The organism is Kribbella steppae, from assembly GCF_004342025.1.
In the GTDB taxonomy this organism is placed as follows: Bacteria; Actinomycetota; Actinomycetes; order Propionibacteriales; family Kribbellaceae; genus Kribbella; species Kribbella steppae.
Genome location: NZ_SLWN01000001.1, coordinates 255,501 through 279,843, shown reverse-complemented (window position 1 = coordinate 279,843; position 24,343 = coordinate 255,501). Strand labels below are relative to the sequence as shown.

Sequence of the window (24,343 nt, the reverse complement as noted above, 5' to 3'; positions counted from 1 at the left end):
TCGTCAGCGCTCCCCGGCCACCTTGATCACGCTGTCCGGGTCCTGCCCGTACGGCGCGCCCTGCCAGGACGCCCAGGGGACCCGGTTGCCCTGCTCGTGCACGATGAAGTTCCACGGCCCGGCGTAGGTGTTGTCGTAGAACTTGTTGCCCTGCTTGTGCGTGATCGCGTCCTGCACGGTGGCCTTCTGGTACGGCGACCAGGTCGGGAACGTGCCCCAGTTGGAGAACAGGCCGTTGTAGCCGCAGCCGGCCCGGGACGCGCAGGTCTTGCCGATCTTGTTGGGATCGATGGAGAAGACGTTGTCGTGCACGTGCACGTTCTGGGTCTTCCACCGGCAGTCACTCAGGTACGGCTGGTTCTTGATGGTGCTCGCGTTGCAGGTCTCGGCGGTGACCACGGATGGGTTGACCAGGGTGCCGGCACCGGTGCTGGTGTTGGCCGCCGAGCCGGAGAACCGGTCCGCGTTCTCCCAGAGAATCACGCCGCCCCAGTTGTCGATGAAGACGTTCCCGCTGATCTCGAAGGTCTCGTTGAACACGCCCGGCACCCGCTTGTCGCTGCCGGATTCGGAGATGTACAACGCGGACGTAGGGAAGCCCTGGTTCTGCGGTCCCTTGCCGAGGCCGTTGCGGGCGAACGTGTTGCCCCGGATCCCGGCGTTGTAGCTGGTCTCGTAGACGATGCCCTCGGCCAGGTTGCTGGAGATGTAGTTGCCCTCGATCACGAAGCCGGTGTTGTTGGTGTCCGCCCACAGCCCGGCGCTGCGGTTGTCGTGGATCCAGTTCTTCCGGATCACCGCGCCGGTGACCTCCCAGAACTTCCCGCCGCCGGTGCAGCCGCAGCCGACCTTGAGGGCCTCCCAGTCGTCGGTGTTGTTCCCGGCGATCTCGTTGCCCTCGATGGTGATGCCGTTCACCTTGTCCGGGTTGTAGGCGTTGAAGCCGTACTGGCCGTTCTCCTGCAGACAGTTGCCGCGGACAACATTGTGGTCACCGACCATCACCCCGGCGCCGGCGTTGTGGCGGATCGTATTCGCCTCGACCGTCCAGCGGGAGGCGGCGTCGTGGTTGACCACACCCTCGTCGTTGTTGGTCTTGGCCGCGCCGAAGTTCTGGATGGTCAGGTTCTTCACCGTGACGCCGGCGGCGTACCCGGTGAACGCGTACCGGTTCTGCTTGCGGCCGTCCAGCACCGCACCGGGCGCGCCGATGTAGACGTTGCCCTCCTTGGGGATCACCTGGGCGTACGGCCCGGTGCCGAGGACGTGCGTGCCGGCGGCCAGCCAGAACGTCGTACCGGCCGGGTTCGCCTCGGTGAGCTGGTTGACGTTCTGCGTCGTGCTCACCACGATCGCTCCGGCCGGTGCCTGGGCCGGTCCGGTCAGTGCCGTGGTGTTGCCGCAGATCTTCGCCGGCGGCGTCGTCGGTGCCACCGGCGCCGGAGTCGGTGCCTGCGCGGCCGGTGTCGTGGCAGGTCCGGCCTGAGCCTGCTCGCCGGACGAATCGCCGTCGAAGACGGCGAAGCCGATCGCCACCAGCGCGGCGACCACGATCAGCGCGACGGCGCCGATGATCCGTCGGTCGCGGTACCACGCGGATCTCCCGCCGGAGGCCGCAGGGGGCGGGTCGCGATGTTCCATGGCACTTCCTTCAGGGGGCACAGTTCTCGGACTCAGCGGTGGGCAGAGACCGGGTGGCGGACGGCGAACCGGTAGATGTCGAGCAGTTGCTCGAGGTTGTGGTGCGGTTGGTGCTTCTCCTCGTAGGTCTTCCGGGCGCGGCGGCCGAGTTCCTCGTACCGGTCCGGTGACGTGTCCACGTCGAGCAGCAGCTTGGCCAGGGCGTCCGGCCGGCCGGGCTCGAAGAGCATGCTGTCGACACCGTCCTCGATCAGGTCCGGGAACGAACCGTGACCGGACGCGAGCAGCGGTACGCCGACTGCCATCGCCTCGACCACCACCAGCCCGAACGTCTCCTCCCACTCCGACGGCAGCACGACGGCCCGGGACCGGCCGATCAGCTCGAAGACCTCCTGCTTGCTCATCAGGCCGCGGAGCTCGACCGACGGCCGCTCGGCCGCCCAGGCGGTCACCTCGTCCAGCAGCGGTCCGCCGCCGGCGATGACGAGCCGCAGCGAGTCGTCCCCGGCGATCGCCCGGTACGCGTCCCAGCCCTTCATCAGCAAGGGTGCGCCCTTGGCCGCGTCCAGGCGACCCACGTAGCTCACCTGCCGGTCTCGCGTTCCGCCCAGTGGGCCGTCGTACGGGACGAGGTTGTGCTTGACGAAGGTGCGATGCGGGTCGAGGTCCATCCCGGCCATCAAACCGCGCTGGGACTCGGAGATGAAGACGTACGCCGAGACCAGATTGCGCCAGGTCCGTCGGTGGCCGCGCGTGTTCAGCACGGTCGTCGCCGTCGCTAGCTTGGATCCGCGGTAGCAGCCGTGGCGCACCCCGGGGGTGGGATTGCCACCGGCGCAGTCGTGGCAGACCGCACCTTCGCGGAAGAAGTCACCGCTGGCGCACAGCAGCTTGTAGTTGTGCAGCGTGATCACGACCGGCACACCGGCGTCCCGGCAGGCGTAGAGCACTGAAGGGCTCAGCAGCGGGAACGTGTTGTGGATGTGGACGACGTCCGGCTGGTACTCGGCCAGCTCGGCAGCGAGGTCGCGCTTGCTCGTCGGGTTCCAGACCACCCGGGCCGGCAGCGTCGCCTTCTTCCAGGCGGGCCATTCCTCGATCTCGTCGCTGAACCGCTCGAAGTGCCGGACCTCGTGCCCGAGTGCGGACAGCGCAGCGCTCTCCTGGTCGACCACCCGGTTCTCACCGCTCGGCGCGGTCGATCGGTACCTGTTGTGCACCAGCAGGATCTTCATCGTGCTCCCTCACGGGTGTTCACCTGGTAAACCAGCGAAGCTGCCAGCGTGAGCTCGAGCAGGTACGGCGACGCCTCGCTCAGCCCGCTCTCGGTGAAGGACGCGACCACGCAGTACGCGACCAGGAAGAGAGCGAGGGCGCGCTGTGGACCCTGCGGCCGGAACCACGCGGCGGTCAGGACGAACAGCACGAGCATGACGGTGATCGCCACGCCGACCAGGCCTACGTCGTAGTACGTGCCGAGCCAGTTGCTGTCGATCGGCAGGCCGTTGAACGACTTGTTGGACAGCCCGAAGCCGAACAGCTGCTCGAAGGTGGAGCGCGGTGTGGCCAGGATCGACTCCCAGACCGCCCGCCTGCCGGTCAGCGCGGTCACTTCCTCGGAGTCCTGCCCACGGGCCAGCCAGGTGGCCACCACCGAGCCGAGGGTGAGCGCTCCGATGGTGAAGACGCCCACACCGATCGCGAGGAACCTGCGGGCCCTGGTGCGCGCGGTGAACAGGCTCAGCCCAGCGATCAGTACGCCGGCCAGCATCGCGATCAGGGCGGTCCGGGTGTGGGTCAGCAACAGCACCGGGATGGCCACCAGCACGCTGGCCAGCGCGACGCTGCGCCGGAGCAGCCCGGACAGCCACAGCACGATCGTCAGTCCGGCCGCCACCGCTGCGTAGTGCCCGACCTGGGTCGGCGGGATGGGCCAGAGGATCCCGTTCAGCCGGTCCTCGGTCAGTGCGACGCCGGGTGCGACCAGCAGTCCGACGACGACGGAGCCGAGGATGAACCACAGCACGATCAGGTGTGTCCGCACCAGGAGCAGATCACGTCGGATCCACCACGGTGTCAGTAGCCACAGGACCATCGCGAACGTGAGCAGGCGGCTGGCGCGGAACAGCGCGCCGAACAGGAACTCTGCCCGGACGCTGGCCAGCAGGGCCTCGGACGCCAGCAGGACGAGCAGGAAGATGAAGACACTGGGCCGGACCCGCACCGGTCGGTTGACGGTCAGGACCAGCATCAGGGCACCCACCAGCGACGCCTGCGCGATGAGCTTGCCGACGATGCCCGGGATCGGGAGCAGGTGCGGGGAACCGGGGAAGAACGTCATCACGTTCAGCACCAGCAGGCCCCAGACCATCTGGACCCGGCGGCGCCGGCGGACGTCGGGCGCGACGACGCGCCGGGACGGGCGGATGCCGATCCGGGTCGTCAGTCGCTCGCTCAGCCCAGTGCTCATCTCAGCGGCCGAACATCTCGACGTCCACGGTGCGGGCCGGACCGGCCGTGGCCTCGGCGACGCCGACGCTCTCGTCGGTGCGGTCCGGACGAAGCACCACCGCGGTGTCGATCTCGAGCCCGGCCAGCCGCAGCATCTCACCGGTGGCGTTGATCTTGTTGGTGGTCGAGCGGCCGGCGGTCACCACGACGGCGGCGTGAGAGCCCCAGGTGCCCAGGTGGTCGGCTCCCAGTTCCGGAGTCAGGGTGGCCAGGGTGAGCACCAAGTCGGCAACGTCCCAGGCGGCGTCGAGGGCCAGGTCGCCGGAGCTCGACGGCCGGTTGGTCTCGCTCAGGTGCAGGTAGCTGCCCTCCGCAGGAGCGCCGTGCGGGTCGGGGAAGTGGACATCGATGCGTCGGTGCTGCTCGCTGAACCGCGACTCATGGGTGCCCGGCGACTTTACGCCGAGCATCGCCGCGAGCATGCCGGTTCCGGTCAGGTCGGCGACCAGGACGTGCTTGCCTTCCTCGGCCATCGAGACCGCCAACGACGCCACCACCAGGGCAGACGTCCGGACGTCGTCGACGCTGACCACCGCGATCGACGGCGTGGGCCGCTCGCTCCAGAAGATGCGCTGGCCGAGGTGCTGCACCATCAGCTGGATCTCCGGCTGCCGGCGCTGGGACTCGCGCAGGTAGCGGGGGTACGGCAGCAACCGCCAGCGGGGCGGTCGGTCCGTGCTCAGCCGGACCCGCGCGCCCAGCGCACGGGCGATGTCCTGCCGCTTCCACAGCCGATCGGAGATCAGCGCCCGCACGATCACGAAGACGAGGCCGACGAACAGGCCGGCGATCAGGCCGGTGGCGGCGTTGATCGCCAGCGCCCGCTTGGCCGAAACGGGGACCGGTGCGGCCAGGTCGAGGATCCGGCTGCTGTTCATCCGGGAGGCCTGGACCTCCTGGTCCAGCATCTGCTGACGGACGTACTGCACCCGGTCCCGGGCGACGCCGAGCCGCAGCGCCTCCGGGCTGTTCGGCCGCTTCAGCTCGACCGGATCGTCTCCGGCCGCGCGGACCGCCGCCTCGGCGACGGACAGTGCGGTCTCGGCGGCGGTGAGATCGCGACGCAGCGGGACGTCCTGCAGCGCGATCTGCTCCTTGCGGAAGACCAGGTAGACCTGGGCCACGACCGTTGCCTGCTTGCTGGCCTGGTCCGATGTCTCGGCCTGCACCTTGATCTCGACCACGCGGTCGGTCAGGGGAGTGGCGGTGTACCGCTTCATCAGGTCGTCGGGAGTCTCTTGCAGCCCGAGCAGATCGATCACCCGCTGCGCGACCGTGTGCGTGGTGGCCAGACTCAGGTCCGTGGCCATCGCCTTGGCCGGGTCCTCACCCTCTTTGTGGGTCAGTAGCAGCCGGGTCGAGGACACATGCGGCTGCGGCACGACGTAGGTCGACCCCAGCCCGCCGAGCAGTCCGACGACAGCGAGCACCACCCAGATGCGCCAGTGCCGGAGGACGGCGTCGCGGAGGAACCGGAACGTGACCAGGCTGTCCGGCGGGAAGGCGCTCGACGGTTCGTTGACGAACAGGCCGTCGTCGTCGGTCCAGCCGGGATCAGTGGTGACGGGCTCGGTATGTGGCTGATTGCTCATTTGATCCTCCGCGCGGTGGTGCCGGTGAGGAGGGTTGGCAGCCGCGAACCGGATCGGCGGGTGGACTGCGAGACACGCCCGATGGTGCGGTCGGACGGGTCCGGATCGGTGACGACCAGGCCGTCGATGGTGCGGTCGTCGGCCGCGGCCGCGACGGCCAGCCGGGCCAGTTCCTCGGCCGTCACCATGCCGGCCGACAGCGCGACGATCGTGTTGGTGGTCCGGGTGGTGCCGGCCAGGTGCGGCGCGTCCCGGTCGACCACGACCAGATGGATGTCCAGGGCAACCTTCCCGGCAGGCTCCTGGTGCGTGTCGACCACGATCGAGGTGGAGATGCCGATCGAGGTCGCGAGTGCGGCCAGTTGCGGACCGAGCGGCAGCGCCTTGTCGTCGCCGGCGAACGAGATGACCGTCAGCGAGAGCGGCGTGCTCCCGCCCTTCACGTCCAGGCCGAGGTGGTGCAGCGTCTTGCGCAGGCTCCAGGCCTCGACCGCGGTCGGTGAGTAGTGGTCCAGCAGATAGGTCCAGTCGGACACGTCGGTCGCCCGGTACGACGAGACCGAAGCGAGCACCGGCAGACCGACCGCGTCCGCGATCTCGTCCCGGAGCCGGAGCCGCCGGTCGCCGCGGGCCTTGGCCAGTACACCGATCGCCCCCGCGATGGCGCCGAGCAGCGCACCGAGCAGACCCCAGATCCCCAGATGGACGGCCAGGTTGCCGTCCCGTGCGCTTGTCGCCTGCTCCAGCACGCGTGCCCCCGTTTTTTTCCCCAGGTCGCCGGGCAGTACCTGGTCGGTGGTGATGAAGACCAGGTAGACCTCGGCGACTGCGTTCGCCAGCCGCATCGACTGCGCCGCTGTCGTGCCCTTGGCATCGATCTTGATGACGTCCGTGGTCACCGCCGTCACCTTGACCCGGTCACGCACCACCTTGGTGGACAGCGCCGGGGACAGGTTCTGTCCGGCGCTCTTGAGCACCGGCTCGCTCTCGGCGATGAAGACCTGGGTCTCGATGCTCTGCGTGCCTTCCGCCTTCTCCTGGTCGGCCGCGGGTGGCGGCGGCAGGACGACGAGCGATGTGGCCGTGTGCATCGGCGGTACCAGCAGGCCGTAGCCCACACCGCCGAGCAAGCCGACGGCTGCCACGGCGGCCACGATGAGGCGGTATCGCCGAATGGCTCGCCAGGACTTCTTGACGTCGAGCTGCTGTGCGCTCACATGCCCCTCCAGACGAGCGTCACGATTGGTTCGGAGTAATAGAGGGCCGGAAACCGGGACTGATACAGCAACCTCCGGTCAAGACCGGAATTGAAACCTGCTGACCGCTGGGGCGTCGGGTCCGAGCGTCCCGGACCCGACCAGTGTCGTAATCGGCACCTTGCGGCCGAATCGCGGTGAGTACCAGCCCAGCAACGGATCGTCGCCACCGGAGTGCGCGGTCCAGCTCAATCCGGCCGGCAACTCGGCGACCGCGGACCCGTTCGGCCACTTCAGCCGCCCGGTCGCTCCGTCCAGTTCGACCGTCACATCCGGACCGAGATGCCACGCAATTCGTACGTCGGCCGGGCCGTCCAGCCGGTCCTCGACCCGCAGCACGCCGTCATCCAGTACGGCGGTCCGCCGGTGAGTGATCGGTACTTCGCCGGACTGGTACCCGTCGTGCTCGGCGTCCCAGGTGACCACGTCGCCGTCGGCCGCATAGCGCCGTACGCGTCCGGTTGCGCCGCGCAGCCACAGGAACGGGCCGCCCCAGACGGACTGCTCGGCACCGGCGACCTCGACCGTGTTGTGGGCGATGGTGGAGCGGAAGTAGTTCCGCCACTCTTCCTCGCCGTGATAGCAGTACGTGCCTGGATCGGCCAGGATGTCGACGCCGCCGACCCGGACCTCGAGTGAGAGCGCGTCGCAGTGGGCATGGGCCGCGATGGACAGGAACCCGTGCGGTCCGGCATCGGCGCGGCACCAGATCTCCGGCCCGCCACCTCCGTCGACACCGGTGCGACTGCGCAGGATCGTGATCCCGGCGTCGGCGAAGTGGTCCGGGCGCTCTGCCGGGCGATGCGGCTGGGTGCCGCTGATCAAACTTCCTGCCAGTACGGCGGTCGCCGTCAACGGACTCGACGGCCACCACGACGGGCTGCCGAGCGTGGCAGCGCCGAGTGACACGAACGCCGACCAGCTGTGCACATCGGGCGGATCGAGGACGAGCACCATGCCTTCGTCGTCGTCGCCCTGGCGTGGCGGCCGCAGGGTCTCGTCGACAATCGCCGCGGCCACATCGAACGTGCGGGTCAGCAGCGACCAGGTCTGCTGGCTCAGCGGATGACCGGCCTTGTCTGCCTCCAGAGCGGCGTACAGGCCGAGCTCGGAGACGAAACGGTGGTAGTCGGACGCGAGCTCACGGTTGACGCCGGACGGGAAGGTGTTGGCGTCCAACTCCCGCACCAGCAGCGCAGCCGCGTCCGCACGCCACTTGTCGCTCTGGGCGAACCAGGGGAACGCGCAGGCGCCCACCAACTGGCCGGCGGCCTCCGCGATGACGTGATTGTTCGCCGACGAACCCCGACTCTGGAAAGCGGCCAGGTAGCGCTGGTGCCAGTAGAGCTGCCGCAGCGCCAACTGGTTGTGCTCGAAGAGATCCGTGACCTCGGGCCAGTCGTCGAGCAGCCGCCGGATCCAGGTCCAGCTGATCAGCCGGATCCCGATCTCGATGCCGCTGGCCCAATGGACGCCGGACAGGAACGGGTTCGACCGCCACCAGTCGTTCAGGTGCTCGGCGACGCGGTCGGCGTACGTGTCGTCATGGGTCAGGTACCAGGCCGCGGCCAGCTGGGTCAGGTGGTGATGCCGGGACAACTCCCAGACCTGCTTGACGTTTCCGACCAACTCCTCGTTGCGATGGTTCAGCCGGAACGTGTACTCCGACGGATCCGACCGCCGCCCGGTGATCGGATCGCGGAACCAGTCCGGCGACTTCAGATCGGTCCGGTCGACTCCGAGCACCTCCAGCTTCCCGGCCAGGATCGCGTCGGCGGTCGCGATCACCGCCTTGCGCGCTTCCTCCGGTACGGCGTCCGCCGCATGCGGAGGCAGTGTCGCCGGGAAGGTCAGCTCCTTGCGCAGTGGCAGCTGGATCGTCGAGTCCTGCCCGGGCCGGACCTGCTGGTAGGCCCAGGCAGTACGTCGTCCGTGGTCGCGCGCGCGCCAGACCAGCTCAGTGGGGGACATCCGGCGCACGCGACGGACGTACCAGCCCAGGGGCTGGCGATTCATATGCTCTCCGGTTTGCCGCTGGCGAGGCTCTTGTCCACTGCGATGGTTGCGCGGGTGGTGGCGATCAGCGAGTCGAACGAGATCGGCATCGGGCCGCCGGACTTCACCGCCGCGACGAACCGCTCGAGCTCGATCCGCTGGCCCTTGTCGGTGCTGCGGGCCTTGCGCGTCGACGGCTTCCGGCCGGTCCACACCGAGGCGCTCTGGAAGTTGTCCAGCCGGCCGTTACGGCCGCCGCCGGTGATGTCCACCGTCTCCTTCGGGAACCGTGAGTTGCCACCGCCGACGTAGCTGATCGTGCCGACCGATCCGTTCGCGAACCGCAGGCTGACGATCACGTCGCCGGCGTCCGGTCCGGGTACGGCGTACACCTCGGTGGGTGGGCTGTCGAGCCACCAGCTCAGGGTGTCGATGAAGTGGCCGCCCTCACCGGCGAACCGGCTGCCTTCCTTGTCCTGGTCGAGGTACCAGCTGGACGGGTCCAGCCGGCCGGCGTTCACCAGGTAGCGCAGCGAGGAGCCGCCGCCGGGTGTGCCGAAGCGGTCGCGCAGGTCGGTCAGGAGCGGAGCGAACCGGCGGTTGAACCCGACCATCAGGCGATCGTTGCCGGTGGCATCCGCGGTGGCGACGATCCGGTCGAGATCCTCGTCGTTCAACGCCAACGGCTTCTCGACGAAGACGGCTTTGCCGGTTTCCAGCGCGCGGCAGGTGAGCTCGGCGTGCGTGCTGTGCCGCGTCACCACGAACACTGCGTCGAGCGATTCATCCGACAGCACAGCATTCGCCTCAGTGGCGATCTGCTCGAAACCGAACCGACGTTGTGCATTGGCCGCGGACAACGATTTGTTGGTCGCGACGTGAGCCAGCACCGCATCTTCGTTCTTCTGAAGATGCGGCAGGAGCATGGAGGACGCATAGTTACCTGCGCCAATGAATCCAAGTCGCGCCGCACCAGCTGTGCTTTCGGCCGGGCGCGCAACCCTCGTCGTCTCCTGCTTCTCTTCCTGCGGAATATCCGGGTACTCGAAGAGGAAGCCGACGCCGGGAAGGGCGCCTGAGCTCAGTTGCTGGTAGACCTCGGTCGCGTCGGCGATCGGGAAGACCCGGGCGACCAGGGAGCCGATGTCGATCTGTTCGCGGGCGATCAGGTCGACGAAGCATTCCAGGTTGCGGCGTTCGGTCCAGCGGATGTAGCCGGCCGGGTAGTCGATACCCTCGAGCTCGTAGCGGTCGTCGTACCGGCCGGGGCCGTAGGAGCGGGAGAACCGGAGGTCCAGTTCCTTGTCGTAGTACGCGTTCCACGGCAGGTCGAGCTTGGTCTTGCCGATGTCGACGACCCGGGCACGATCGCGCGCCAGTCGCGCTGCCGTCTCGACCGGACCGTTCGAGTGGCCGCCGGCCGCGAGCAGGATGTGGTCCGCGCCCAGCCCGTTGCTTGCTTCCAGCAATGACCGCTCCAGGACGGCGATCCCGGCCTCGTCGGCCGACGAGCAGTGCAGCGCGCCCGCCTTCTCCGCCATCCGGCATCGATCCTCGACCGTGTCGATCCCGAACACCCGGACCCCGGCCGCGACCAGCAGCCGGACCACGAGCTGACCGACCAGGCCGAGCCCGATCACGACTGCGGTGTCGCCGAGCTGCACCTCCGACTGCCGGACGCCGTGCATCGCGATCGCACCGACCGTCGAGAACGCGGCCTGCTCCGGCGGTACGCCGTCCGGCACCGGAACGCACAGGTTGACCGGCACCCAGTTGTACTCCGCGTGCAGCGCGAACTCGTTGCCGGCGGCAGCGACCAACTGGCCCACACTGAACTCCTCGGCACCGGGGCCGACCTCGACCACCACACCGCACAGCGAGTAGCCCAGCGGCGTGTAGGAGTCGAGCTTGTTCATCACCTTCTTGTAGGTGTTGACCGCACCCTGCTGAGCGACCGAGTCCAGGACCTTCTTCACCTGGTCGGGCCGGGCCCGGGCCTTGCCGAGCATGGACAGCTTGGCCTCGCCGACCTTCATCAGCTCGGTCCCGGTCGAGATCAGCGAGTAGAGCGAGCGGACCAGGACACCACCGGGCGCGCAGGTCGGCGCCGGTACGTCGAGAACCGCGAGCTCACCGGACTTGTAGTTCTGTGCAACCTGTTTCATGCCAGTCCTTCAGAGAGAGAAGTCTTCACAAGGAGGTGATGGTCACGCCCAGCGAGCGCATGTGCCGGGTCCAGGTCTCCAGGGTCAGCAGCTGCCAGATCTGCTTCGAGTAGTCCTCACGTCCGGCCCGCTCGTCGTCGACCAGCCGTTGCACCGCCGACTGCTGCAGGAAGCCACTGCCGACCAGTTCGCCGCGCAGCAGGACGTCGTCCACCAGTTCGCGCAGGTCGTTGCGGACCCAGGCCCGCAGCGGCGCGCTGAACGACGCCTTCGGCCGGTAGATGATCTCCTTCGGCAACCAGGCCTCGGCCGCCTTCTTCAGCGCGAGCTTGCCCTGCCGCCGGTGGATCTTCTCGCTGCCCGGGATGGAGAACGCCGCCTGCGCGACGATCGGGTCCACGAACGGTGTCCGGACCTCGGTCGACGCGGCCATGCTGGCCCGGTCGGTGTAGGCCAGGTTGAGGCCGGGCAGGAACATCCGCGCGTCGGCCAGGCACATCCGGTTCACGTGGTCGTCGAGCGTGGTGTCGTGGTAGATGTCGCTGTGCTCGGCGATCAGCTTGCCGACGTACGGCTCGAGGTTCGGACTCAGCAGGCCGGCCAGTTCGCCGGCGTCGTACATCGTGTAGCTGCGCCGGAACGCGGCCTCCTCGGGCAGGTCCGCGAAGGTGAGGAACCGCTTCGCCCAGCGCGCGTACCGCAGGCCGCGACCGTTCGCGGTGACCGGCAGCCGCCGGACCGCGGGACCGACGAGACCATTGCGCAGTACGCCGGGAAGCCGCTGGTACTGCGCTCCCATCACACAGGCGAGGTGTTTGCGGTAGCCGCCGAACAACTCGTCGGCGCCCATCCCGGACAGCAGCACCTTGACGCCGGCGTCGCGGGCGGCGTCGCACATCAGCAGCGTGTTGATCGCGGCCGGGTCGCCGATCGGCTCGTCCAGGATGTCGACGATCCGGGGGAGCAGTTCGACCACGTCCGGCGCGATCTCGATCTCGTGCAGGTCGATCCCGAACTGCTGGGCCACCTTGCGGGCGTAGATCGCGTCGTCCGGCATCGCCTCGAGCTTCTGGTCCTGCGACCGGAAGGTGATCGTGTACGAGTCGATGCTGGGGTCGAGGCGCTTGGCCAGCACCGTGACCAGGCTGGAGTCGAGACCACCGCTGAGGAACGTCGACACGCCGACGTCGGCGACCAGGTGGGCGGCGACCGATTCCTCGATCACGGTCCGCAGGTCGGCGGGCGGCCCGGCGGCCGCTTCGGTGGCGACGTCCGTCACCCGCCAGTACGTCTCGTGCCGGCTGCTGCCGTCCGGCCGGAACTCGGCCCACGAACCCGGCGGCAGTTTCTCCACACCGTCGATCGCGCACTGCTGTTCGGGCAGCCAGTAGTAGAGCATCGACGCGATCATCGCGGTCGGGTCGGTGCGCAGCTCAGGTCCGATCGCGGTGACCAGTGCCTTCAGCTCGGACGCGAAGATCACGCCACCGTGCCGGCGGCGGACGTACAGCGGCTTGATGCCGAGCGGATCGCGGGCCAGGTACAGGCTGCCGCTGTCCTCGTCCAGCATCGCGAACGCGAACATGCCGCGGAACCGCGTCAGCGCCGCCGGACCCCAGCGGCGCCAGGCCTCCAGCACCACCTCGGTGTCGGAACTGGTCCGGAAGGTGACCCCGGACCTGGCCAGCTCGGCGCGCAGTTCCTTGTAGTTGTAGAGCTCGCCGTTGTAGCTGATCGTCAGGCCCCGCTTGGTGAACGGCTGGTCCGCACCCGAGGACAGGTCGATGATCGACAACCGGCGATGCGCAAGGTACGCCCGGATGTCACCGTCCTCGAACCGGTACACACCGTCGGCGTCCGGACCGCGGTGTGCGATCCGGTTGTTCATCGTCTCGGCCAGCGCGAGGCCGTCGTACTGCTGATAGCAACCGGCGATGCCGCACACGTCAGGACCCCGCAGCCTGGGGGAAGTCGCCGACCAGGCGCGAGTGACCGGTGAGCCGGTCGTACACCTCGAGATAGGCCTTCTGCTGGTGCTTCCAGGCGAGCACCTGCTCGACCCGTTCGCGACCGAGCCGGCCCATCCGGCGGCGGCGGACCTCGTCGTCCAGCAGGTCGACGATGGCCTGGCCGTACTTCTCCACGTCGTTCGGCTCCACGTAGACCGCGGCGTCGGCGGCCGACACCTTGGTCTCGATCAGGTCGAAGGCGACGACCGGCAGTTCGAACGCCATGTACTCCATCGTCTTGTTCATCGTGGAGACGTCGTTGAGCGGATTCTTCGGGTCCGGGGACACACCGAGGTCGGCCGTCGACATCACCGTGCGGACCGTCTCGTCCGGCACCCGGCCGGTGAACTCGACGTGCTCGTCCAGGCCCAGCTCGTCCCGCAGCGCGACTACTTCGTCGAAGGCGTCGCCGCCACCCATCAGGGTGAACGCGATATCCGTCCGGCCGAGCTTGTTGACGACCACGTCCGCCGCGCGGACCACGATGTCGACACCGTCCTGCGGACCCATCACACCGATGTAGGTGACCAGGTAGCGGTGGCCGCGACGGACCGACTCGTCGGCGGTGCCGCGACGCAGCTTCTCCGGGTCGGGCCCGGTGCGGACGACGGTCACGTCGTGGTTGGCCTTACCGCTGCGGGTGATCGCGATGTGACGGTAGGAGTCGTTGGTCGAGATGACGTGGTCGGCGGTGCGGTGCGTCCGCCGTTCCAGCCAGCGCAGTCCCTTGTACGCCGGGCTCGTCGTACCGCCGAAGCGGGACTGGAACAGCTCCGGGCACAGGTCGTGGTGGTCGAACACGAACCGGGTCCGGTCGAGCCGGCGCAGCAGCAGCGCGATCGGCCAGAAGATGTCCGGCGGGTTGCACGCCTGCATGACCTCGAACTTGCCGGCCTTCCGGGCCCGCAGCACCAGTCGCAGCGTCATCAGGAACGAGTAGACGTACTCCGCGATGAAACCGATCTTGCTGCCGCCGGGCGCGTACGCCTTGTACTTGTGCACGGTGACGCCGTCGAGGACCTGGTACGACGGATCGTTCGGGCCCTTCGGGCAGACCACGGTCACGTCGTACCCGGATCCTGCCAGGGCCTGGCACTCCAGCCAGACCCGGCGGTCGAACGGGACCCACAGGTTCTGGATGATGATCAGGACGCGCGGACCACTCACCAGCCGACTCCTTCGTATCCGGGCAGCGCCTCGACCTCGGTTCCGAGCCGGCCGCTCAGATCGATGGTCCGGGCCGGCGGGGTGGTGAGCAGGGCGCTGATGGCCGAGCTGTCGGTAGCCGAGACCAGCGCCAGGTCGGCGCCGCGGAGGGCCTCGACCGGGTCGGCGGTCAGGACCCGCTGCAGGTGCGGCAGCTTGGACCGCACGTGCCGCAGGTTGGCGCCGACCAGACGGCTCGGGTTGACGATCGCGTCGTAGATGCGCAGGTTGTAGCCCTTGCCGATCAGCCGCTCGGCCAGCTCGACACTCGGGCTCTCGCGCAGGTCGTCGGTCGCGGTCTTGAAGCTCAGGCCGAGCAGCGCGATCTCACGGCCGGGTCCGGCCACGACGCGGTCCACGACGTCGCGGACGGTCAGCTCGTTGGTCGTGAGTGTGCCGGCCAGCAGCGGCAGGTCTGTGTCGTTGAGCCGGGCCAGGTGGAGGACAGAGCGCAAGTCCTTCGGCAGGCAGGAGCCGCCGAACGCGAAGCCCGGGCGCAGGTAGTACGGCGAGATGTTGAGGGTGGTGTCCTGGACGAAGATCCGCATGACCTCGCGCGAGTCCACCCCGTAGTACCGAAAGATCCGCCCCATCTCGTTCGCGAACGAGACCTTGGTCGCGTGGAACGCGTTACAGGCGTACTTGAGCGCCTCCGCGGTCCGTACGTCGACCACCTGCACCTCGGCGGGCAGGAAGCCGAACAAGTCGGTCAGAGCGGTACCGACCTTCGGGTTCCTGGTGCCGACCACGACGAACGGCGGGTCGTAGAAGTCGGCCAGTCCGGATCCCTCCCGCAGGAACTCCGGGCACATCGCCGTACCGAAGGTGAAGTCGCCGGAGTCCGGCACCTCGGCCAGGACTCGCTCGACGACGTCGTCGACGGTGCCCGGTGGGACCGTGCTGCGGACGACGATGCTGTGGAAACCCGAGGCCGGCGGTGCGACCATACGGGCCGCTTCCGCTATGTCACGGACCGCGCGCCGAATGTAAGTGAGGTCAGTACTGCCGCTGGAGGTCGACGGCGTTCCCACACAGATCAGGGAGACGTCCGCTCCGTCCAATGCCAGTCGCGGGTCGGTGGTCGCGTGCAGTCTGCCCGCGGTGACACCCTCCGCCACCAGTTCGTCGAGGCCAGGCTCGACCACCGGGCTGTGTCCCTCTGTGATCGGACCAACCTTCGCGGTGTCGACATCGACCCCCCAGACGTCGTGGCCGTTGGCGGCCAGGCATGCCGCCGTCACCGACCCCACGTAGCCCAAGCCGAATACGGCAACCTTCATAACGCCCCCCAATTGAGCGTGGAACTCCCCATTGCTGCTGTCAGCCCTCTATGGAGCACTGACCAGCCGATGCTGATACATCCGAATTCCCCCGGAATCGAATCCGCGGCGATGTATCAAGGGGCCGGCTCGGTGATCTGTTGTAGCGATGACAGAGCCAAGCGGAGGAGCGGGCGGATGAGAGTTCTGGTCACCGGAGATCGCGGGTACATCGGTGCGGTGATGGTGCCGTTCCTGCGGGACGCCGGGCACCAGGTGGATGGACTGGACACCGGGCTGTACGAGGGCTGCGACCTGCTCGGCGGGCCGGACCCGATCGGCTCCCGGCCGCCGCGCGACATGCGCGACGTGGGCCCGGCCGAGCTGGCCGGGTACGACGCAGTCGTCTGTCTGGCCGCGCTGTCGAACGATCCACTCGGCCATCTGAACCGCAAGGCGACGTACTCGGTCAACCTGGACGGGACCCTCAAGGTCGCCCAGGCCGCCAAGGACGCCGGGATCGAGCGGTTCCTGTTCGCCTCCTCCTGCAGCCTGTACGGCGCGGCCGGCTCCGAAGCGGTCGCCGAGGACGCCGAGATGTTCCCGGTCACGCCGTACGGCGAGACCAAGGCGCTGGCCGAGTCGGAACTGGCCAAGCTTGCCGATGACAACTTCAGCCCCACCTATCTACGCAACGCGACCGCGTACGGCGTCTCGACCCGGCTGCGGCTGGACATCGTGGTGAACAACCTGACCGCGATCGCGATGACGAGCGGCAAGGTCCGGCTGGAGAGCGACGGCACACCGTGGCGGCCGCTGGTGCACATCGAGGACATCAGCCGCGCGTTCCTGAAGGTGCTCGAGTCGCCACGCGAGATGATCCACGACCAGGCGTTCAACGTCGGCCGGTCCGAGGACGTGGTCCAGGTCCGCGACATCGCCGAGATGGTCCGCGACGCGGTCCCCGGCTCGACCCTGTCGATCGCCGACGGCGCCGGCCCGGACCTGCGCAACTACAAGGTCGACTTCGGCAAGCTCAACGACGTCTTCCCGGACCTGCAGCTGCAGTGGACGGTGCGCAAGGGCGTCGACGAGCTCGCCGCCGCCTACGAACGGCACGGCCTGACCCAGGCGGACTTCGACTCGGCGCAGTTCGTCCGGCTGCGCCGGATCCAGCAACTGCTGTCGGCGGGCCTGGTCGACGACCAGCTGCGCCGGCAGACCGACGAGCAGTTCCCCGGACCTGAGGCACCGGTTTTCGCCGCAAAAGACTCAGTTGAGGAGAAGCACTGATGGGGGAGTCCGTCGGCTGTCGCCTGTGTGGCGAGCCTTTGACCCGAACTTTCGTCGATCTGGGGATGTCGCCGCCGTGCGAGAGCTACCTCCGGGCCGACCAGCTGGACAGCGGTGAGACGTTCTACCCGCTGAACGTCCGGATCTGTGACAACTGCCTGCTCGTCCAGCTGCCGGCGTACGTCGCGGCCGACGACGTGTTCAGCGACTACCTGTATTTCTCGTCGTACTCGACCAGCTGGGTGGAGCACGCCCGCCGGTTCGTCGTGGACATGCAGGAGCGGCTGGACCTCGGCGCCGAGAGCCTCATCGTCGAGGCCGCCAGCAACGACGGCTACCTGCTCCAGCACGCGACGGCGCTCGGCATCCCGGTGCTCGGCATCGAGCCGGCCGCGAACATCGCCGAGATCGCCAACGAGAAGGGCATCCGGACCGAGAGCTACTTCCTCGGCGAGGAGACCGGCAAGGACGCGGCCGCTCGGCACGGGCAGGCGGACCTTGTCGTCGGCAACAACGTGTTCGCGCACGTGCCGGACATCGTCGACTTCGCCAAGGGCCTGCGCGCGCTGGTCAAGGACGACGGCCTGGTGTCGCTGGAGTTCCCGCACCTGCTCCGGCTGATCGAGCGGCGTCAGTACGACACGATCTACCACGAGCACTACCAGTACCTGACGCTCAAGACCGCCGCGCTCGCGCTGGAGAAGGCCGGCCTGAAGGTCGTCGACGTCCAGGAACTGGCCAGCCACGGCGGATCGTTGCGGCTCTTCTCGACGCCGGTCGAGACCGCCGGAGAGCCGTCCGAGCTGGTGCTCAAGGTACTGAAGGACGAGGAAGACGCCGGCCTGCACACGGTCGAGGGCCACGAAGGCTTCGCGCGCGAGGTCTTCACCATCAAGGCCGAGCTGGTCGAGTTCCTGATCCAGGCTCAGCGCGACGGCAAGACCGTCGCCGGGTACGGCGCTCCCGGTAAGGGCAACACGCTGCTGAACCACTGCGGCATCCGCGAGGACCTGTTGCCGTACACGGTGGACCGCAGCCCGCACAAGCACGGCATGTTCCTGCCGGGCACGCACATCCCGATCTTCGCCCCGGAGCGCCTCGCCGAGACGCGCCCCGACTACATCGTGATCCTGCCGTGGAACCTGCGCGAGGAGATCGTGCACCAACTCGGCTACGCACGGGAGTGGGGCGCGAAGTTCGTCGTCCCCATCCCGCGCCTCGAAGTGATCTGAACACGACCAGGGGAGGGAAAGTCAATGAAGGTCGTGATCTTCTGTGGGGGGTTCGGGCTGCGGATGCGCAGCGGGGTGGACTCCGCACCGAAACCGATGATGACGATCGGCGACCGGCCGGTCCTGTGGCACGTGATGCGCTACTACGCGCACTTCGGGCACACCGAGTTCATCCTGTGCCTGGGCTTCGGGGGGTCCGCGGTCAAGGAGTACTTCCTGCGCTACGAGGAGACGGTGTCCAACGACTTCGTGATGTCGAAGGGCGGGCAGCGGATCCAGCTGCTCGACTCCGACATCAGCGAGTGGAAGATCACCTTCGTCGACACCGGGATCGACACCTCCATCGGGGAGCGGCTGCGCAGGGTGCGGCCGTATCTGGAGGACGACGACGCGTTCCTGGCCAACTACGGCGACGTACTCACCGATGCGCCGATGGACAAGATCGTCGACCACGTGATGACCAGTGACATCACCGCCAGCCTGCTCGCGGTTCCGCCGCAGGCGTCCTTCCACGTGGTCGAGTTCGGCACCGACGCCCGGATCACCGGGCTGCGGTCGGCCGCCGACCTGAACGTGTGGATCAACGGCGGGTACTTCGTGCTCAAGAAGGAGATCTTCGACGTCCTGCACGAGGACGAGGACCTGGTCGGGGACGCGTTCCCGCGGCTGTCCGCGATGCGCAGGCTGGAGGCGATCCCACACCACGGGTTCTGGGCGCCGATGGACACCCTGAAGGAGCGCAGCCAGCTCGAGGAGCTGTACCGCTCCGGCAAGAAGCCGTGGGCGCTCTGGAGCCATGAGGCCCGGCAGCAGCGCGCGCAGGTGCTGGAGAAGGCTCCGGACCTGCCGGGCGACGACGCACCCATGGTGGTGGCGATCTGATGCTGCCGTTCCAGCTCGGTCTGATCGAGCGTCCGGTCCACCTGGTGGCCCTGGGCGCTCACCCGGACGACATCGAGATCGGCTGCGGCGGCACGCTGCTCAAGCTGGCCGAGTCGGTACCGGAGCTGACCGCCGAGTTCGTCATCGCGACCGGCAGTCCGCTCCGGCTCGAGGAGGCCCGCCGCGCCGCGGAGCTGTTCCTGCCGGAGTGCGAGGTGACCGTTACCTCGGCCGAGCTGCCGGACGGCCGGCTGCCGTCGTTCTGGAACGAGACCAAGGAGTTGCTCGAGGCAACGGCCCGGGCCGGACAGTCCGAGGGTGGCCGACGCCCTGACCTGGTGCTGGCGCCGAGCCGCACCGACGCGCACCAGGACCATCGTCTGATCGCCGAACTGGCGCCGACGGTGTGGCGCGATCACCTGGTGCTGCACTACGAGATCCCCAAGTGGGACGGCGACATCAGCCGGCCGTGGCTGTACGTCGACCTGACCGAGGAGCAGCTGCGGGAGAAGATCACCCGGCTGCACAAGGCCTTCCCGTCCCAGGTCCGGCACGACTGGTTCGACGAAGAGGTCTTCGCCGGGCTGGCCCGGCTGCGCGGGATGGAGTGCCGGGCGCAGTACGCCGAAGCGTTCACCACGGCCAAGGCAACGTTGACATGGTGACCGGAGGGGATGCAGTGAACTTCAAGTGTCGTGGGTGTGCGGGGGAGAGCGTCGTACCGGTGGTGGATCTCGGTGCGCAGCCGTGTGCCGACTATTTCCCGACCGCGGAGACACCCGGTCCGGATCCGCGCTGGCCGCTCGAGCTGTGGTTGTGCCGTGACTGCACGCTGGTCCAGCTCGGGCCGGTCGAGCCGCAGCTGCCCGAGCCGCCGCTGGCCGTCGAGTCCGCGACCAGCATCGCGCACGCCGAGTCGTCGGTGAAGGAACTGCTGCGGGACTACCCGCAGCTCAGCGGCGGTGTCGTCTTCGAGTTCGCCAGCCACCACGGCGGATCGTGGCTCGAGCACCTGTACGCCGCCGGCTGCCGGCTGGCCGGTGACGGCGAGGGGGCCGACCTGGTGGTCGACGTCCACGGCATCGCACACGAGCCGGCCGTCGGCGAGATGATGAGGCTGCGGGCGGAGCGGCTCGCACCGGGCGGGCTGCTGGTGCTGGAGTTCCACCACCTGCTGCCGCTGTTCATCGGCAACCAGTTCGACACCATCCGGCACGGGCACTGGTCGTACCTGTCGCTCAGTGCGGTCGACCGGCTGGCGGCACTGCACGGCCTGGCGGTCGAGTCGGTGAAGCAGGTCGACATGTTCGGCGGCAGCCTGATGGTGATGCTGCGGCACGCCGACGAGGTCAAGCCGGACGCATCGGTCGCCGTACTACAGGAGGACGAGGACGCCGCCGGTATCGCCGACGAGGTCCAGTTGGCCACCCTGCAAGAGGCCGCCTGGCACGCAGCCGGTGCGCTGCACGACGAACTCACCCGGCACAAGGCCGCCGGCCGGACAGTGCTCGGGTACGGCGCTCCGTCGAAGGCGCCGGTGTTGCTGGACCTGAGTAAGGTCGGCACCGACCTGCTGGCGTTCACGGTGGACGCCGCACCGGGCAAGCACGGTCGCCGGATCCCTGGTGGCTGTGGTGTCCCGATCCGGCCGATCGACGAACTCCGGGCCGCACGGCCGGACGTCGTCCTGGTGCTCACCTGGGACATCGCCGACGAAGTGATCTCTCAGCTCGAAGCCGGTGGCGGCTGGGGTGCCACGTACCTGGTCCCGCTACCCGAACCGCACGAAGTCGTGGGCTGACCCATGAGAGGGGTGCTGCGCCGCGTTACCTGGGGACTCGCTGACCAGGCTGTCACCAGCCTGGTCAGCTTCGTGGTCGGCATCGTCGTCGCGCGGTCGCTGGGCGCTGTGGAATTCGGAGCGTTCAGCCTGGCCTGGGTGACGTATGGGGTAGTGGTCAACATCTCGCGCGGGCTCGCGACCGATCCGCTGGCGGTTCGGTTCAGCGGCGTACCGCGTCCGCTCTGGAAGACCGCGGTGGCCAGCTCGTCCGGGATGGCGATGGCGGTCGGTCTGGCGACCGGGGCGATCTGTGTCGCGGTGGGGGCCGCGCTCGGTGGCAGACCCGGCGCCGCGTTCATCGCGCTGGGCCTGGTGCTGCCAGGGCTGATGTTGCAGGACAGCTGGCGGTTCGCCTTCTTCGCCTCGGGTCAGGGCGGCAAGGCGTTCGTCAGTGACATCACCTGGGCGCTCGGACTGGTTCCGCTGCTGTACTTGGCGAAACACGACGGTCCGAGCGTCACGAAGTTCGTCCTGGCCTGGGGTGCGGCCGGGATCTTCGCGGCGCTGGTCAGTGGTTTGCAGGCCGGCGTCTTCCCCAGGTTGTTCCGGGCCCGGCAGTGGTTCCGGGACCATCGCGACCTGGGGCTGCGCTATCTGGCCGAGAACGTGACCATCAGCGGCGCGTACCAACTGAAGATGTACGGCCTCGGCGCCATCGCCGGGGTCGCAGCGGTCGGCACCGTCCGTGGCGCCGAGATGATGCTCGGCCCGTTCTTCATCGTGCTGTCCGGGATCGGTCTGGTGGCGGTGCCGGAGGCGGCGCGGATGCTGCGCCGGTCGGTGCGGGCGTTGCAACGGTTCTGTCTGCTGCTCGGCAGCGCCCAGTCCCTCGCCGCGCTGGCGTGGGGGATGACGATCATCATCGCCTTGCCGCACGCGTGGGGGCACGCGCTGCTCGGCGAGGTCTGGGACAGCACCGAACCATTGTTGCTGCCAGCAACTTTGTCGGTGATGTTCGCCAGTTTCTATACCGGTGCGGCGGCCGGTCTGCGCGCACTCGGCGTGGCCCGGCGGAGTTTGAGGGCACAGCTGTACGCGTCGGCGGCGTACCTGGTCGGTGGGGTCGGCGGTGCGGCGCTGGGGGGCGCCCTCGGTTCGGCCTGGGGATCGGCCGGTGCGACGCTCGTCGGCGCGATCGTTTGGTGGTGGAGTCTCGAGGTGGGGATCCGCGAACGGCGGCATGAGACGGAACCGGAGCCGGTCGGGGCGGCGGGCCGGGAGGAGATGCCAGAAATGAGGAGCACATGAACGTGGTACCAAGGCTGAGTATCGGTCTTCCGGTCTACAACGGAGAGAAGTATCTGGCTGAGTCCCTGGACGCCCTACTGGGACAGAGCTACGGCGATTTCGAGCTGATCATCTCGGACAACGCCTCGACCGACAGCACGCAAGAGATCTGCCGCGAGTACCTGGCCCGGGACCCGCGGATCAGCTACTTCCGGCAGCCGGTCAACATCGGCGCGACACCGAACCACAACTGGACCTTCGAGCATTCGCGCGGCGAGCTGTTCAAGTGGGCGTCGTACGACGATCTGTACGGCCGGGACCTGTTGCTGCGCTGTATCGAGGCGCTCGACGCCGACTCGTCGCTGGTCCTGGCGCACGCCCACCAGGCGATCATCGACGCGAACGGCGAGATCGTCCTGAAGGTCGACTACCGGCTCGACACCGACAATCCGCGGGCGCCTGAGCGGTTCCGGAGTCTGCTGTTCACCGTCGGCGGTGACGACTTCTACGGCGTGATGCGTTCGGACATCCTGCGCCGTACGCCGCTGAACGGGAGCTACCACCACTCCGACCGGACGATCACGGCGGAGCTGGCGCTGTACGGACGCTTCCATCAGGTGCCCGAGCTGCTGTTCTTCCGCCGGGACCACCCGGACCGGGCGGAGCGGGCCAAGCCGACCATCCGCTCCCGGTCGGCGAACATGGAGCCGCGCCGGGCGAGCCGGCTGCGCCACCCGACCGTCCGGCTGCTGGCCGAGTACGTCGGCGGCTTCGTCGGCGGGATCCGCCGGGCGCCGCTGTCGTCGGCGGACCGGCGCCGGTGTTACGCCCACCTGGCCCGCTGGATGGCCGACCGTGCCGTACCCGGCAGGTCGTCGCACCGGATCGAGGACAGCGCACCGCCCAGCGCACCGACCGCGATCCCGGACAGTTCCGCGGTCGCCGGTCAGCGGAGGGTTTCCTAGGAATGAGCACTGCGGGCACAAGCAGGCCGCCGCGGATCGCGATCTTCGGCCTGCTGGGATCGGGCAACCTCGGAAACCACGGGTCGCTCGACGCGATGTTGCGATTCCTCCGGGCCAAGCACCCGGAGGCCGAGATCAGCTGTGTGTGCTCCGGCCCTGAGGAGCTCGAACGGCAGTACGGCATCCCGTCGACGGCGATCACCTGGTACCAGGCCCATGGCCCGGGACGGACGCGGCTGACGACCAACATGCGCAAGGTGTTCGGCAAAGTGGCGGACCTGTTCCGGATGCCCAGGCTGTTCCGCCGGTTCGACATCGTGATCGTGCCCGGCATGGGCGTGCTGGAGACGACGCTCGAGCTGAACCCGTGGGGCTGGCCGTACGCGCTGTTCCTGATGTGCGTGTCGGCCCGGCTGGCGGGGGCCAAGGTCGCCTTCGTCAGCGTGGGCGCGAACGTGGCCCACGAGCGGGCGAACCGGTGGCTGTTCACCAGTGCCGCGCGGCTGACGACGTACCGCTCGTACCGGGACACCTATTCGCGCGACGCGATGCGGCAGATGGGCCTGGACACCAGCCAGGATCCGGTCTATCCGGATCTGGCCTTCTCGCTGCCCGATCCGGTGCTGCAGCCTCCGGTCCGTGCGTCCCGTCCGACCGTCGGCCTCGGCGTGATGGCGTACCACGGCACCAGTGCCGACCGGGCCCGATCCGCGGAGATCTCGGCGGACTACCGCGGGAAGATCGTCGAGTTCGCCCGCCGGCTGGTCGACGAGGGCTACCGGATCCGCCTCGTCACCGGCGACCCGTCCGACGAGGCCGTCGTGTCGGTCGTGTACGACGACCTGCGGCAGACCCGGCCGGAGCTGGTCGAGAAGCGGCTCGTGCGCGAGCCCGCGGAGTCGCTCGGCGAGCTGATGCAACAGCTGGCCGAGGTCGACCTGGTCGTTGCCTCGCGCTACCACAACGTGCAGGCCGCGCTGAAGTTGTCGAAGCCGACCATCTCGATCAGCTACGGCGTCAAGAGCGACGTGCTGATGGGAGAGATGCAACTGGCCGAGTTCCGGCAGTCGATCCGGAGTCTCGACGTGTCGCTGCTGATGGATCAGCTCCGGGCGCTCGAGGCGCGGGCGGCCGGGATCGAACCCGCGATGCGCGCCAGAAACGCCGAGTTCGCCGCATCGCTCGAACGGCAGTTCGCCGTACTGTCCGCGACTCTGTTCGGCTCGGACACGTCGGTGCCGGCGAGCAGTGACCAGTAGTAGGAGGG

At 68.4% G+C, this 24,343-nt stretch carries 18 protein-coding genes; 8 read left to right on the top strand and 10 right to left on the bottom strand.

What is annotated here, in order from left to right:
- Positions 1-3: 3 nt before the first annotated feature.
- The 10 genes from EV652_RS01225 to EV652_RS01180 all read right to left on the bottom strand — a co-directional run bounded on the left by EV652_RS01225 (position 4) and on the right by EV652_RS01180 (position 15,655).
- On the bottom strand, positions 4-1,641 hold the full coding sequence (locus EV652_RS01225) for a right-handed parallel beta-helix repeat-containing protein (protein WP_132207072.1): 1,638 nt from the start codon (positions 1,639-1,641) through the stop codon (positions 4-6).
- Between the two features lie 32 nt (positions 1,642-1,673).
- Positions 1,674-2,876, bottom strand: coding sequence for a glycosyltransferase (locus EV652_RS01220; RefSeq protein WP_132207071.1), 1,203 nt, complete (start codon positions 2,874-2,876; stop codon positions 1,674-1,676).
- The gene (locus EV652_RS01215) at positions 2,873-4,111 is read right to left on the bottom strand and encodes an O-antigen ligase family protein (RefSeq protein WP_132207070.1); all 1,239 of its coding nucleotides are present in this window, start codon (positions 4,109-4,111) and stop codon (positions 2,873-2,875) included. The genes EV652_RS01220 and EV652_RS01215 overlap by 4 nt, the downstream gene beginning before the upstream one ends.
- Position 4,112: 1 nt before the next feature.
- Positions 4,113-5,744: a YveK family protein gene (locus EV652_RS01210; RefSeq protein WP_132207069.1), complete on the bottom strand. Its 1,632-nt coding sequence runs from the start codon at positions 5,742-5,744 to the stop codon at positions 4,113-4,115.
- Positions 5,741-6,961: a Wzz/FepE/Etk N-terminal domain-containing protein gene (locus EV652_RS01205; RefSeq protein WP_158441062.1), complete on the bottom strand. Its 1,221-nt coding sequence runs from the start codon at positions 6,959-6,961 to the stop codon at positions 5,741-5,743. The genes EV652_RS01210 and EV652_RS01205 overlap by 4 nt, the downstream gene beginning before the upstream one ends.
- 78 nt (positions 6,962-7,039) lie before the next feature.
- Positions 7,040-9,016, bottom strand: coding sequence for a heparinase II/III family protein (locus tag EV652_RS01200; RefSeq protein ID WP_132207067.1), 1,977 nt, complete (start codon positions 9,014-9,016; stop codon positions 7,040-7,042).
- Positions 9,013-11,160: a bi-domain-containing oxidoreductase gene (locus tag EV652_RS01195; protein ID WP_132207066.1), complete on the bottom strand. Its 2,148-nt coding sequence runs from the start codon at positions 11,158-11,160 to the stop codon at positions 9,013-9,015. Before EV652_RS01195 ends, EV652_RS01200 begins: the two co-directional genes overlap by 4 nt.
- A 25-nt stretch (positions 11,161-11,185) precedes the next feature.
- Positions 11,186-13,105 carry an asparagine synthase (glutamine-hydrolyzing) gene (asnB, locus tag EV652_RS01190; protein ID WP_132207065.1) on the bottom strand — a complete coding sequence of 640 codons (1,920 nt, stop codon included), beginning with the start codon at positions 13,103-13,105 and terminating at the stop codon, positions 11,186-11,188.
- A 1-nt stretch (position 13,106) separates the two neighbouring features.
- Positions 13,107-14,336, bottom strand: coding sequence for a glycosyltransferase family 4 protein (locus tag EV652_RS01185; protein WP_206752078.1), 1,230 nt, complete (start codon positions 14,334-14,336; stop codon positions 13,107-13,109).
- The gene (locus tag EV652_RS01180) at positions 14,333-15,655 is read right to left on the bottom strand and encodes a UDP-glucose dehydrogenase family protein (protein ID WP_132207063.1); all 1,323 of its coding nucleotides are present in this window, start codon (positions 15,653-15,655) and stop codon (positions 14,333-14,335) included. Before EV652_RS01180 ends, EV652_RS01185 begins: the two co-directional genes overlap by 4 nt.
- Positions 15,656-15,832: 177 nt before the next feature.
- On the opposite strand from EV652_RS01180, the gene EV652_RS01175 reads away from it, so the two are divergent.
- From EV652_RS01175 to EV652_RS01140, 8 genes are read left to right on the top strand one after another with little or no spacing between them, the layout of a single operon-like run.
- On the top strand, positions 15,833-16,927 hold the full coding sequence (locus EV652_RS01175) for an NAD-dependent epimerase/dehydratase family protein (protein WP_132207062.1): 1,095 nt from the start codon (positions 15,833-15,835) through the stop codon (positions 16,925-16,927).
- Entirely contained in the window at positions 16,927-18,159 is a 1,233-nt protein-coding gene (locus tag EV652_RS01170) for a class I SAM-dependent methyltransferase (protein WP_199237948.1), read from the top strand. Before EV652_RS01175 ends, EV652_RS01170 begins: the two co-directional genes overlap by 1 nt.
- Before the next feature lie 24 nt (positions 18,160-18,183).
- Positions 18,184-19,041, top strand: a complete 858-nt coding sequence (locus EV652_RS01165) for a sugar phosphate nucleotidyltransferase (RefSeq protein WP_199237947.1) — start codon at positions 18,184-18,186, stop codon at positions 19,039-19,041.
- Positions 19,041-19,706 carry a PIG-L deacetylase family protein gene (locus EV652_RS01160; RefSeq protein ID WP_132207060.1) on the top strand — a complete coding sequence of 222 codons (666 nt, stop codon included), beginning with the start codon at positions 19,041-19,043 and terminating at the stop codon, positions 19,704-19,706. Before EV652_RS01165 ends, EV652_RS01160 begins: the two co-directional genes overlap by 1 nt.
- Before the next feature lie 14 nt (positions 19,707-19,720).
- Positions 19,721-20,842, top strand: a complete 1,122-nt coding sequence (locus EV652_RS01155) for a class I SAM-dependent methyltransferase (RefSeq protein ID WP_158441061.1) — start codon at positions 19,721-19,723, stop codon at positions 20,840-20,842.
- 12 nt (positions 20,843-20,854) lie between these two features.
- Complete coding sequence (locus tag EV652_RS01150) at positions 20,855-22,132, top strand: MATE family efflux transporter (RefSeq protein WP_199237946.1); 1,278 nt, start codon at positions 20,855-20,857, stop codon at positions 22,130-22,132.
- Positions 22,129-23,076, top strand: a complete 948-nt coding sequence (locus EV652_RS01145; protein WP_132207057.1) for a glycosyltransferase family 2 protein — start codon at positions 22,129-22,131, stop codon at positions 23,074-23,076. The genes EV652_RS01150 and EV652_RS01145 overlap by 4 nt, the downstream gene beginning before the upstream one ends.
- Positions 23,077-23,078: 2 nt before the next feature.
- On the top strand, positions 23,079-24,335 hold the full coding sequence (locus tag EV652_RS01140; RefSeq protein ID WP_132207056.1) for a polysaccharide pyruvyl transferase family protein: 1,257 nt from the start codon (positions 23,079-23,081) through the stop codon (positions 24,333-24,335).
- Positions 24,336-24,343: the final 8 nt, after the last annotated feature.